10 protein-coding genes are annotated in these 12,288 nt (G+C 74.8%); all 10 read left to right on the top strand.

Annotation, left to right across the window (positions count from 1 at the left end):
• Positions 1 to 11 precede the first annotated feature (11 nt).
• The 10 genes from lysA (at position 12) to rpmE (ending at position 12,276) form a co-directional block, all read left to right on the top strand.
• A complete protein-coding gene (lysA, locus tag G7070_RS14830) occupies positions 12 to 1,418 on the top strand; it encodes a diaminopimelate decarboxylase (RefSeq protein WP_166234378.1) in 1,407 nt (468 codons plus the stop codon).
• A 22-nt stretch (positions 1,419 to 1,440) separates the two neighbouring features.
• Positions 1,441 to 2,736, top strand: coding sequence for a homoserine dehydrogenase (locus G7070_RS14835; RefSeq protein ID WP_166234379.1), 1,296 nt, complete (start codon positions 1,441 to 1,443; stop codon positions 2,734 to 2,736).
• 2 nt (positions 2,737 to 2,738) lie between these two features.
• Positions 2,739 to 3,347, top strand: a complete 609-nt coding sequence (gene thrH, locus G7070_RS14840) for a bifunctional phosphoserine phosphatase/homoserine phosphotransferase ThrH (RefSeq protein WP_166234380.1) — start codon at positions 2,739 to 2,741, stop codon at positions 3,345 to 3,347.
• On the top strand, positions 3,337 to 4,716 hold the full coding sequence (locus G7070_RS14845; RefSeq protein ID WP_166234381.1) for a glycosyltransferase 87 family protein: 1,380 nt from the start codon (positions 3,337 to 3,339) through the stop codon (positions 4,714 to 4,716). The genes thrH and G7070_RS14845 overlap by 11 nt, the downstream gene beginning before the upstream one ends.
• 367 nt (positions 4,717 to 5,083) lie before the next feature.
• A complete protein-coding gene (gene rho / locus G7070_RS14850; protein ID WP_246227146.1) occupies positions 5,084 to 6,697 on the top strand; it encodes a transcription termination factor Rho in 1,614 nt (537 codons plus the stop codon).
• 318 nt (positions 6,698 to 7,015) lie between these two features.
• The gene (locus tag G7070_RS14855) at positions 7,016 to 8,263 is read left to right on the top strand and encodes a hypothetical protein (protein ID WP_166234382.1); all 1,248 of its coding nucleotides are present in this window, start codon (positions 7,016 to 7,018) and stop codon (positions 8,261 to 8,263) included.
• Between the two features lie 11 nt (positions 8,264 to 8,274).
• Positions 8,275 to 8,916 (top strand): hypothetical protein, encoded by a 642-nt coding sequence (locus tag G7070_RS14860; RefSeq protein ID WP_166234383.1) that lies wholly within the window; start codon positions 8,275 to 8,277, stop codon positions 8,914 to 8,916.
• Positions 8,916 to 10,016, top strand: coding sequence for an MBL fold metallo-hydrolase (locus G7070_RS14865; RefSeq protein WP_166234384.1), 1,101 nt, complete (start codon positions 8,916 to 8,918; stop codon positions 10,014 to 10,016). Before G7070_RS14860 ends, G7070_RS14865 begins: the two co-directional genes overlap by 1 nt.
• 38 nt (positions 10,017 to 10,054) lie before the next feature.
• A complete protein-coding gene (locus G7070_RS14870) occupies positions 10,055 to 11,923 on the top strand; it encodes a patatin-like phospholipase family protein (protein WP_166234385.1) in 1,869 nt (622 codons plus the stop codon).
• A gap of 140 nt (positions 11,924 to 12,063) precedes the next feature.
• Entirely contained in the window at positions 12,064 to 12,276 is a 213-nt protein-coding gene (gene rpmE, locus G7070_RS14875) for a 50S ribosomal protein L31 (protein ID WP_166234386.1), read from the top strand.
• The last annotated feature ends 12 nt before the right edge of the window (positions 12,277 to 12,288 follow it).

The following is a 12,288-nucleotide window of genomic DNA, read 5'->3' on the forward strand; positions in this document are numbered from 1 at the left end:
AGTTGACCGGCGTGACACACATGCACGTTGCCGGTTCGATCCACGCTGATGCCACCTCCGCCGCACCCGTCTGGCTGGAGAAGCCGACCGACGCCAACGCGCTCGTCGACGGTCTGTGGAGCGGCACCGCCGTCCGCGGCGCCGGCGGCGAGATGCACCTGGGCGGGCTGCCGGTGACCGAGATCATCGAGCAGGCCGGGTCGCCCGTCTACGTGATCGACGAACTCGACTTCCGCGGCCGGGCGCTGACCTGGGCGGAGGCCTTCGAGGGCTGGAAGGTCTACTACGCCGGCAAGAGCTTCCTGTCGGGGACCATCGCGCGCTGGGTGCAGGAGGAGGGGCTCAACCTCGACGTCTGCTCGCTGGGCGAACTCACGGTCGCGCTGCGCGCCGGCTTCGACGCCGCCCGGATCGGCCTGCACGGCAACAACAAGTCCGAGGAACTGCTGCGGCTGGCGCTGACCGCGGGGGTCGGCCGGATCATCGTCGACAGCGCCGACGAGATCGCCCGCCTGGAGCGCCTGGGCGCCGAACTCAGCGTCCGGCCCGACGTGCTGATCCGCGTGACCACCGGCGTCGAGGCCCACACCCACGAGTACATCGCCACCGCGCACGAGGACCAGAAGTTCGGCTTCTCGATCTCCGGCGGTCAGGCCCTGGTGGCGCTGGTGCGCTGCCACGGCAGCGCCCAGGTGAACCTGGTCGGCATCCACAGCCACATCGGCTCGCAGATCTTCGACACCAACGGCTTCGAGGTCGCCACCCGCCGCACCCTGCGCCTGATGAGCCAGTTCAAGGAGGCCACGGGCGTGGCGCTGCCCGAGCTCGACCTGGGCGGCGGCTTCGGCATCGCGTACACCACCGACGACTCCCCGGCGACCGCGCACGACCTCGCGCGCGGGCTGGCCGAGATCATCGACCACGAGTGCCGCGCGTTCGGCCTGGAGCGGCCCCTGCTCTCGATCGAGCCCGGACGCGCCATCAGCGGCCCCGCCGGCACGGCGCTGTACACCGTCGGCACCATCAAGGACGTGGAACTCGGCGGCGGCCAGTCCCGGCGCTACATCAGCGTGGACGGCGGCATGAGCGACAACATCCGCCCGGCGCTGTACGCGGCGGAGTACTCCGCGGTGATCGCCGACCGGGTCAGCGACGCGGCCCCGACGCTGTCGCGCGTCGTCGGCCTGCACTGCGAGGGCGGCGACATCCTCGTGCGCGACACGTTCCTGCCGCGCGACATCCGGATCGGCGACGTGATCGCGGTCCCGGGCGCGGGCGCGTACAGCCGCTCGATGGCCAGCAACTACAACCACACGCCGCGGCCCCCGGTCGTGGCGGTCCGCGACGGTAGGGTGGCGACGATCATCCGCCGCGAGACACTGGACGACCTCCTGGCGCTCGACGCCGGGCTGGAGTGAGAAAGGGCGGGACGATTCCATGATGACGATCGGGGACGCCCCCGTGCGCGTGGCGCTGCTGGGTTGCGGCGTGGTGGGCTCGCAGGTGGCCCGCATCCTGGTGGAGCAGGCCGACGACCTGAAGGCGCGGGTCGGGCGCCCGCTGGAGCTGGTGGGCATCGGCGTCCGGACGCCGGGGCCGCGGCCCGGCATCGACGAGGCCCTGCTGACCACCGACGTCGAGGCGCTGGTGCGCCGCGAGGACGTCGACGTGGTCATCGAGCTGATCGGCGGCATCGAGCCCGCCCTCACCCTCATCCTCGCCGCGATCGAGACCGGCAAGTCGGTGGTGACCGCCAACAAGGCGCTGCTCGCCCAGCACGGCGCCGAGGTGTTCGGCGCGGCCCGCGCCTCCGACGTGGACGTCTACTACGAGGCGTCCGTGGCGGGCGCCATCCCGATCATCCGGCCGCTGCGCGAGTCGCTGGTGGGCGACGCGATCACCAGCGTGCTGGGCATCGTGAACGGCACCACCAACTACATCCTCGACCAGATGCACACCCACGGCTCCTCGTTCGCGGACGCCCTCGCCGAGGCCCAGTCGCTGGGCTACGCCGAGGCCGACCCGACCGCGGACGTCGAGGGGCACGACGCCGCCGCGAAGGCGGCGATCCTGGCGTCGCTGGCCTTCCACACCCGCGTCAACCTCACCGACGTCGACTGCGAGGGCATCACCGGCATCTCGACCGGCGACATCGCCGCCGCCGAGCGGCTCGGCTGCGTCGTGAAGCTGCTGGCGCGCTGCTCGGTGTCGGCCGACGGCACGGTGGCGGTCGGCGTCCACCCGACGATGGTGCCGGTCGAGCACCCGCTGGCCGGCATCCGCGGCGCCTACAACGCGGTCTTCGTCGAGTCGGTCAACGCCGGCCGGCTGATGTTCATGGGCCCCGGCGCCGGCGGCTCGCCGACGGCCTCGGCCGTGCTCGGCGACGTCGTCACGGCGGCCCGCAACCGCGTCCGCGGCGTCTCGGGTCCCGGCGAGTCCGCGTACAGCACCCCCGGCATCACCGATCCCGGCCGCGTCGAGTCCCGGTTCTACCTCTCGATCACCGTCCGCGACGAGCCCGGCGTGCTGGCCCGGGTGGCCGAGGCGATGGCCCGCCACGACGTCTCGATCGCCGCGGTGCGCCAGGAGCAACTCGGCGACGGCGGCTACGCCCGCATCGGCGTCACCACGCACGAGGCGCCGTACGCCTCGGTGCGCGACGTCGTCTCGCTGCTGACCGCGACCAACGACGTCCACGGCGACGTGCGCCTGCTGCGCGTGGAAGGAGCCTGACCATGCTGCTGGCCTGCCTCGACCTCGAGGGCGTGCTGGTCCCCGAGATCTGGATCGGCGTCGCGGAGCGCACCGGGCTGGACGAGCTCCGGCTCACCACGCGCGACATCGCCGACTACGACGAGCTCATGACGCACCGGCTGGCGGTGCTGGACGCCCACGGCATCACGCTGTCGCAGATCCAGGACGTGATCGCGGGGCTGACCCCGCTGCCCGGGGCCGCCGCGTTCCTCGACTGGCTGCGCGAGCGCTTCCAGGTCGTCATCCTCTCCGACACCTTCTACCAGTTCGCGATGCCGCTGATGGCCCAGCTGGGGCACCCGACGCTGCTGTGCCACGACCTGGAGATCACCGACGACAGGATCACCGGCTACCGGCTGCGCCAGAGCGACCAGAAGACCAAGGCGGTGGCGGCGTTCCAGTCGCTCAACCTGTCCGTGGTCGCGGCGGGGGACTCCTACAACGACACGGGCATGCTCGCCCAGGCGCAGGCCGGCATCCTGTTCAACCCGCCGGCCAACGTCATCGAGGAGTTCCCGCAGTTCCCGGTGACCCGCGACTACGACGAGATGCGCGCGGCGTTCGAGGAGGCCCGGCTCCGTGTCGGCTAGCCCGACCGAACCGGACGCCCGCGGCGTCGACGTGCCCGCCGAACAGCGGACACCGCAGCCGGACGCCCCCGCCGAGGCGACGACCCCGACCGAGATGGCCTCCGATCCGACGACGCGGACGGAGCCCGGGCCCCAGCAGCCCGACCCCGGGACGACCGACGCGCGGCACGCCCGCTGGTCGCTCCGCTCGGTGCTGATCGCGCTGGCGTGGTTCCTGCCGCCGCTGGGCGCCGGGCTGTGGATGGCGGCCGTCACGATCCCGGGCGGCTCGTTCGACCCGTGGGCGCCCGCGATGATCGACCTCGACGTCTACCGGCGCACCGGGTCGATGCTCCTGGCCGGCCAGGACATCTACGTGGCCGAGGGGCTGCCCTGGATCTACCCGCCGTTCGCCGCCTTCTTCACCGTCCCCCTGGCCGTCGTGCCGCTCGGGGTGGCGCAGGTGTTCTGGATCGTGCTGACCGTGGGCCTGCTCATGGCGATGCTGTACCGGCTGGGGCTCTCGGGCTGGGTGCTGTCGGTGGCGACCACCGCCGCCGTCCTGCTGGCCGAGCCGGTGCGCGAGACCCTCGGCTTCGGCCAGCTCGGCGTCCTGCTCGTCGCCGCGGCCGTCCTGGACTCGATGCCGGGGCGCCGGATCTTCGGGCGCCGCCTCACCCCCGAGGGCACCTGGATCGGGCTGGCCACCGCCGTGAAGCTGACGCCGGCCACGGTCGCGGCCTACCAGTTCTTCGCCGGACGCCGCCGCCCCGGCCTGGTCGCCTTCTTCACGTTCGTGGCCGCGACGGGTCTCGGCGTCCTTCTGATGCCCGCGGGCTCGCTGCACTACTGGGGCGGGCTGCTCTCGGGCGACTCGGGGATCAACGCCGGGATCGTGTTCAAGACCAACCAGTCCGTGATGGGCGCGTGGGCCCGGCTGTTCGGCGAGCTGTCGCGCGGCGGGCTCGTGCTGAGCGCCGTGATGGCCGTCGTCGGCATCGTCGCCGCCGTGCTCGTGCACCGGGCCGGCCAGGCCGCGCTCGCGATCTGCCTCGCGGGCCTGACCAGCCTTCTCGCGTCCCCGATCAGCTGGTCGCATCACTACGTGTGGATCGTCCCGCTGACCGTGGTGCTGGTGACGGGCCGCTCCCTGGCGCTGCCGGTGCGGGTGCTCGGGCTGTTCTACGCCGCCTGGGTGTGGGCCGCCCCGTTCCAGGCGCTGCCCGGCGGCGACGGCGCGGAGCTGCGCTACACCGCGGGCCAGCAGCTCATCGACAACGCGGGCATCGTGCTCGGGATCTGCTTCGTCGTGCTGTGCGGGGTCTCCGCGCTGGTGCGGCGGGGCGGGTCGTCCGCGTTGCTGCGCGACGGCGTGGTAGTCTCGTCCTAACGCACGAGGTTGCGTCGCCCCCGCAGGCGGGTGCCGGGTTCATTCCGGCGAAGATCTGCTCCCTTCAAACTTGACGCGTCGTGCGTTGGTCGTTCGGGCCCGCAGACGTCGCGTGCCCCGCGGCACGGTGCCCCGGGGAACCCGAGAGGATCCCAGTGTCCGACATCGATTCGATGCTCCTGCCCGATCTGAAGAAGCTCGCCGGCTCGCTCGGCGTGAAGGCGACGGGCCTGCGCAAGGCCGAACTGGCCGCCGCGATCCGCGCCCACCAGTCGGGCGGCGCGACGAACGGTCGCTCGTCCGCGGCCCGCGAGGCCCGCGCCACCCTCCCGCTGGACGCCGCCCGCAGGCCAGCGAGGTCGCCGCCGTGCAGCGCACGCGCCGCGAGCGCCCCGCCCGCGCCGAGTCCGAGCAGCCCGAGCGCCGCGAGCAGTCCGACCGCCGCGAGCAGCAGCCCGAGCGTCGCGAGCAGCAGTCCGAGCGCCGCGAGCAGTCCGAGCGCGCCGAGCGCCAGGACGCGCCCGCCGACGGCGACGACGTCGCGTCGCGGCTCGAGGCGCTCGCCGCCGACGCCCCGCGCCGCAACCGTGGCCGCAACCGCGGCTCCGAGGGCGGGCAGGCCGCGCCTGAGGCGTCCGAGGAGCGCCAGGCGCCCCAGCAGAACATGAACAACAACAGCAACTCCGGCGGCGGCAACCGCCAGGACTCCTACGACGACGACGGCCAGGGCGGCCGCCGCAACCGTCGTCGCCGCAACCGCGACCGCAACAGCCGGCGCAGCGGCAGCGGCGGCGGCACCAACCGCAACGCGGGCCTGGACAAGATGGAGGCCGAGCCGACCGTCAACGAGGACGACGTCCTGACCGAGGTCAGCGGCATCCTCGACGTGCTCGACAACTACGCGTTCGTCCGCACCTCCGGCTACCTGCCCGGCCCGAACGACGCCTACGTGTCGCTGTCGATGGTGAAGAAGTGGGGCCTGCGCAAGGGCGACATCGTCACCGGCTCCATGCGCGCCCACCGCGAGGGGGAGCGGCAGAAGTTCAGCCCGCTGGTGCGGATCGACACCATCAACGCGGCCGACCCGGCGCTGGCCAAGGACCGCCCGGAGTTCAACAAGCTCACGCCGCTCTACCCGCAGGAGCGCCTGCGGCTGGAGACGACGCCGACCAACATGACCGGCCGCATCATCGACCTGGTCGCCCCGATCGGCAAGGGCCAGCGCGGCCTGATCGTCTCCCCGCCGAAGGCCGGCAAGACCATGGTGATGCAGTCCATCGCCAACGCGATCGTGGCCAACAACCCCGAGGTGCACCTCATGGTCGTGCTCGTCGACGAGCGCCCCGAGGAGGTCACCGACTTCCAGCGCTCGGTCAAGGGCGAGGTCATCGCGTCCACGTTCGACCGGCCGGCCGACGACCACACCACGGTCGCGGAGCTGGCCATCGAGCGCGCCAAGCGCCTGGTGGAGCAGGGCCACGACGTGGTCATCCTGCTCGACGGCATCACCCGCCTGTCGCGCGCCTACAACCTCGCCGCGCCGGCGTCCGGCCGCATCCTGTCCGGCGGCGTCGACTCCGCGGCGCTCTACCCGCCGAAGAAGTTCTTCGGCGCGGCCCGCAACGTCGAGCACGGCGGCTCGCTGACCATCCTCGCGACTGCCCTGGTCGAGACCGGCTCCAAGATGGACGACGTCATCTTCGAGGAGTTCAAGGGCACCGGCAACATGGAGCTGCGCCTGCGCCGCGAGATGGCCGACAAGCGCATCTTCCCGGCCATCGACGCCGTCGCGTCCGGCACGCGCCGCGAGGAGCAGCTCATGACCCGCGAGGAGCTGGCCATCATGTGGAAGCTCCGCCGCGTCCTGAGCGGCCTGGACGACCAGGCGGCGCTGGAGATGCTCATCAACCGCCTGAAGAAGACCCAGACGAACCTCGAGTTCCTGCACGTCATCAGCCGGACGACCCCCAGCAACGACTGACCCGACGCGGCAGCGCCGACCCTTGCGCGGCGCGCCGTACGGACGCCACCCTTGAGGCGGCGGGCACCCGGGTCCGCCCGGGTCCCCAGGAGCGGCGATGTCGCAGCCCGAGGTACGCATCGCGCTGATCGGCGCTGCGGCGCGGGCGGGACGCGCGGCCGCGAAGGGCCACGTCGGCCTCCTGGGGTCGCCCGCCGAGGCCGGCTGGTGGATCTGCGATCCGGACACCGACCTGCCGCCGCTGCGCCCGGGGGTCCGGCTCGTCCTGCTGGGTGAACCCCCACTCCGCCCACGGGTGAGCGCGGCGTCGACTGGTTCGTGCTGCGGCGGTCCGGGCTGGCGGGTCTGGTGGCGCTGCTGGCGCGCGGCGTGGCGCCCGAGGTGGCCCTCGCCCTGCTCGAGCGGCCGGCTTCGGGCTCGGACGCGGAACCCGACCGGCCCGGGGTCGCCACCGAAGGGCCGCACGGAGCCGACGACCGGGAACTGCACACCGCCACCGACCGGCCCGCGCCCGCACGCCCTCGCCGGACGCCGAGGCCCACCCGCCCACGCCGCCCCGGGTCCCGCAATCCGTCCTCGGGGACGGGCCCGGGGCGCCCCCGGCCGCGGCCGGCTCCTGCGCCGCAGGCGGGGGCAGGGCCCGAGCCCATCCACCCGGAGCAGCGGACGGCGGCCGACGCGCGCCGGCTCACCGCCGACTTCTACGACGCCGACACTCCGCTGCGGCGGGCCCTGCCCCCGCGCGCGGCGCTCACCCTCGTGCTCCGCATCGCGGTGCCCGAGGCGGGGCAGCCCGCCGGTGACGTGGCGGTGCCGCTGCCCGAGGATCCGAGCCGGGCGAGCGTCGTGCTGGACGTGACGGTCGCCGGCGCGTCCTGGCCGCGCCCGCAGACCCAGCAGATCGCGGTGCCGACCGGCGAGCCCGGCGCCCCCAGCACGTCGGCGGCATTCGACCTCGTCACCCCCGACGCCGGGGGCGTGGTGGACGTGCAGGTCAGCGTCACGCACCGCGGGCGCCCCCTCCAGGTGGCCGCGATCCTCGCCCCGGTCCGGGCGCGGCCCGCGCCGGGCGACCGCGTGGACGTGTCGGTGAGCGCCACGACGTCCGGGCCGCTGCCCGTGCCCGGGCTGGCGGCGGGAGCGACCCGCGAGGCGGTCACCGTCGACGCCCGCGGCTCGGACCTGGTGAACCTCGCCACCGGCGACCTGGTCCCGCAGTCCGACGTCGCGGACCTGCTGCGCGCGGCGGGCGCCTCGCTGTCGCGCGTCCTTGGCTCGCCGCTGGCGCCGGCGAGCTTCGCCGACCCGCAGGCCCGGGCGCTGCTCGTCGAACTGGCCCGGCGGGGGCCACGCTCCGGCAACGGCTGGCCCCGCTCGGGCTGGGCGACACTGCCGAGCTCAACCTGCTCGTCCTGGGGCACGGGACGCTGTTCCCCTTCGAGCTGGTCTACTCCGGGCCGGCGCCGCGCCGCGGTGCCACCGTCTGCGAGCACCCCGGCCCCGACTGCCCGCCGCCGACCAGCCGCCGCGTGTGCCCGCGCGCCTTCTGGGGCGCGTCCCGCGTGATCTGCCGGACCGTGCAGCGCCATGCGTGGGCACCGGCGCCGGGCCCGGTCCGGCTCGGCCCGGCGCTGTTCGCGGCGGCGGCGCGGGCCGACGCCGGATCCCTCGAGCCCGCGCCCTCGGGGGTGGCGCTGGCCGGCCTCGCGGCCGCGGCGTCCGGGACGCCGGTGCGGGTGACGAGCTGGACGGCCTGGCGGCGCGAGATCCGGACCCGCGGCCCGGGGCTGCTGGTGGTACTCGGCCACGTCGAGGAGGTGCCGGGCGACCGCGTCCTGGAGATCGGGCGCGCCTCCGACCTGTCGCTGGCCGACGTCGGCGCCGCGCACGTGCTGCGGGCCGGGGGAGCGCCGCCGCTGGTCGTGCTGGTCGCCTGCTCGACGGCCCTGGCCGCGGACCCGTTCGGGTCGCTGCACGGCGCGTGGCTCGACCACGGGGCGGCCGCCGTCGTCGGGACGCTCGCGCAACTGAACGGGGTGCAGGGCGCCGAGGCGACCGTCGCGCTGGTCTCGGCGCTGCGCGAGGTCGCCGCGTCCGGGCGGGACGGCGGCCTGGGCGCGGCCGTGACGGCGGCCCGCTCGGCGCTGCTGGCGCGCGGGCTGCTGGTGGGGCTGCTGCTGATCTCCCACGGGGAGATCGCGCTGGAGGTGGCGGCCTGATGTTCAGGGTGGTGGCGCTGCCGGCGGGTCCGGGCGACGCGGTGATCGTGGAGTACGGCCCCGCGCGGGCCCCGCGGCGGTTGCTGATCGACGCCGGGCCGCGGCACGCCTGGGCGGCCCTCGCGGCGCGGCTGCGGCGCCGCGCCGCCGACCGCTACGAGGTGCTCGTCGTCACCCACGTCGACGAGGACCACATCGGCGGCGTGCTCGAACTGCTGGACGACCCCGGCCTTGCGCCGCGGGTGCAGGCGGTGTGGTTCAACGGCTACGTGCACTGCGAGCGGGGCGGCAACGTGCTCGGGCCTGTGCACGGCGAGCAGTTGACCCGCCGGATCGTGGATCTGGCCGTGCCGTGGAACCCGGGTTGGCCGCGGCCCGTCGGGCCGGGGCTCGGGGGTCCCGTCGTCGCGCCGGTGTCCGGGCCGCTGCCGGCACTGGACCTGCCCGGCGGCGCCAGGGCCGTGCTGCTCGGCCCCGCCCCGGCGCAGCTGAAGCGGCTCGCCCGGACGTGGCGCGACGTCGTGACGAAGGCCGGGCTGGTGCCCGGGGCCGGCGCCGAGGGCGACGGTGCGGCCGTCCGGCAGCGCCCGCGGACGTGGGGCGACCTGCCCGCGACGCTGGACGCGGCGGCGCTCGCGCGGCTGGCGGCCGGCCGGTCCCGCGACGGGTCGGCGGCGAACGGCTCCAGCATCGCCGTCGTGCTGGAGTTCGAGGGGCGCCGGGTGCTGCTCCCCGGCGACGCCCACGGCCCGCCGCTCGCCGCCGCGATCGCCCGCTACGGCGCCGAGGTGGGGGAGTCGCGGCCGCGGTTCGACCTGGTCAAGCTGCCGCACCACGGCTCCGGGGCCAACGTCACCGACGAACTGGTGGCCTCCTGGCTCGCGCACCGTTTCCTCGTCAGCACCGACGGCACCGGGTACGCCCACCCCGACGACGCCGCGATCGCCCGGCTGATCCTGGCGGCGGAGACGGACCGCCCCGAGTTCCACGCCAACCACCCCGGCGGCGGGCTCGCCCGCTGGTCGGCGCGCGCCGGCGAGGTCGCCGCACGCTTCGTGTTCCCCAGGACGCCGGCCGCCGGCCTGACCGTCACCGTGTAGGACGCCGTCGGCGTCCCCGACCCACCAGGGAGGTCCCCATGACCGAGCCGCTCCCCACCCGCTCCTGCGACGTCATCATGAAGGGCGGCATCACCAGCGGTGTGGTGTACCCGCGCGCGCTGGCCCGGTTCGCGCGCGACTACCGGCTCCGGCGGCTGGGGGGCGCCTCCGCCGGCGCCATCGGCGCCGCGCTGGGGGCCGCGGCCGAACACGGACGCGGCAGGGACGGCGGCGGGTTCGAGGCGCTGGAGGCGATCCCCGAGCAACTGGGGGAGGGCCGCCTGGCCGCCCTGTTCCAGGCGGGCCCGCGCACCCGGCCGCTGCTCGGGCTGATGCTCGCCGCGACCGGCCACGACGCGCCCGGCGCTGCCTCGTCCGGGCTCGGGCGCGCCCGCGGCGTCGCGGCGGCGCTCCTGCGGGGCTGGCCGGTCGCCGCGCTCCTCGGCGCGCTCCCGGGGCTCGCCGGCCTCGCGCTGGCCGTGGTGGTCGGCGGCTGGGCCGGGGTCGGCGTCGGCGCCCTCGCGCTGGTGGTGCTGCTGGTCGGGGTGGCGGTCGGCGCGGGGGTCGGGGTCGCGCGCACCCTGACCCGCGACGTCCCGGCCCAGGGGTTCGGGATCTGCACGGGCCTCGGAGAGCCGGGCGGCGGCCCCGGCTTCACCGAGTGGCTCGCGCACACCATCAACGCCCTCGCGGGCCGCCCCGACGAGGCCCCGCTGCTGTACGGGCACCTGTGGACCGGCGGCGAGGAGGTCGCCGACGTGGCGGAGGATGCGCGCGCCGTCGACCTGCGGATGGTCAGCACGTGTCTCACCCAGGCCCGCCCCTACGAGATGCCGTGGGCGGCCCGCACGTTCTTCTACGAGCCCCGCGAGTGGGCGCGGTTGTTCCCCGCGGAGGTGATGGCCGCCCTCGAGGCCGCGCCGCGCGGCCGTGACCTCGACGTCGACGCGTCCTGGGAGGACGAGGCGGCGGCGGCGCTGCCGCGCCCGCTGCGGCGCCTGCCCGACCCCGAGCAACTGCCCGTCGTGGTGTCGGTACGGATGTCGCTGAGCTTCCCGCTGCTCATCAGCGCCGTGCCGCTGTGGACCGTCGACCGGCGCAGCGACCAGACCCGCGCGGCCGTTCGGGCCCGGCGCGCCGGACGCGACGACGGTCCGGCCCCGCAGTTCCAGAAGGTGTGGTTCACCGACGGCGGCTTCTGCAGCAACTTCCCCGTCCACCTGTTCGACGACGCGCTGGCCACGCGTCCGACCTTCGCGATCAACCTCGGCTCCTTCCTGCCGGGCCGCGTCCCCCAGGACGACGAGGCGCGCAACATCGAGTGGAGCCGCACCAACGCCGCGGTCCTGCCCAGCCACCGGGACGTGCCGGAGCGGGGCTGGGGCGCGGTGACGGGGTTCTTCGGCGCCGCGCTGGCGACCTCGCGGGAGTGGACCGACGCCACCCAGCTCAGCGCCCCGGGCATGCGCGACCGGGTCGTGCGGGTGCTCCAGTCCGACACGGAGGGCGGCCTCAACCTGTTCATGGACGGCCCGACGATCGAGCGACTCGCCGCCCGCGGAGAGGCGGCCGCGGCGGCGCTGACCGGCAGGTTCACCGGCGAGGACGGGCGCGGGGTGACCGGCTGGGACAACCACCGCTGGGTGCGCTACCGGGCCCTGATGGCGGCCCTGCCGACGTGGCTGCGCGCCTACGCCGAGGGCCGCGCCGCGATGGCCGACCTGGACGCCGCCGACCCGCCGAGCTACCCCATGAGCGTCCGCGCACGGGACGTCGCCGCCGACCTGGACGCCGCCCTCCGGGGCGCGGCTGCCCGGGTGGATGACTCCGGGTCCTCGGCCGGCGTGGGAGATCTCACCTCGGCGCCCCGGCCGCTCACGGTGCTCCGCCGCACCCCGCAGCTTTGACGCCGCGCCGCCGGCGGACCGGGGGAGTTTGGATCCCCGGCCGCGGCGCGGCATAATGAATCCTCGGTGCCGGTTCACGCCCGAGCCACAGGCTCGACATCCTTCGGCGACCCGGCCCGTCACCGATAAGGAGATCTCCCATGAAGCAGGGCATTCACCCCGAGTACGTGGAGACCCAGGTCAGCTGCACCTGCGGTAACACGTTCACCACCCATTCCACCGCGACCTCCGGCGTGATCCGCGCCGAGGTCTGCGCCGCCTGCCACCCGTTCTACACGGGCAAGCAGAAGATCCTCGACACCGGCGGCCGCGTCGCCCGCTTCGAGAAGCGCTACGGCAAGAAGAACGGCTAGTTCCTCTCCACG

Origin of the sequence: Propioniciclava coleopterorum (genome assembly GCF_011393335.1) — a bacterium.
Taxonomy (GTDB): Bacteria; Actinomycetota; Actinomycetes; order Propionibacteriales; family Propionibacteriaceae; genus Propioniciclava; species Propioniciclava coleopterorum.

Coding starts and splice junctions, on each gene's coding strand:
- G7070_RS14865 (WP_166234384.1), top strand. CDS start 8,916: ATGTTCAGGGTGGTGGCGCTGCCGGCGGGTCCGGGCGACGCGGTGATC.
- rpmE (WP_166234386.1), top strand. CDS start 12,064: ATGAAGCAGGGCATTCACCCCGAGTACGTGGAGACCCAGGTCAGCTGC.
- G7070_RS14870 (WP_166234385.1), top strand. CDS start 10,055: ATGACCGAGCCGCTCCCCACCCGCTCCTGCGACGTCATCATGAAGGGC.
- thrH (WP_166234380.1), top strand. CDS start 2,739: ATGCTGCTGGCCTGCCTCGACCTCGAGGGCGTGCTGGTCCCCGAGATC.
- G7070_RS14835 (WP_166234379.1), top strand. CDS start 1,441: ATGACGATCGGGGACGCCCCCGTGCGCGTGGCGCTGCTGGGTTGCGGC.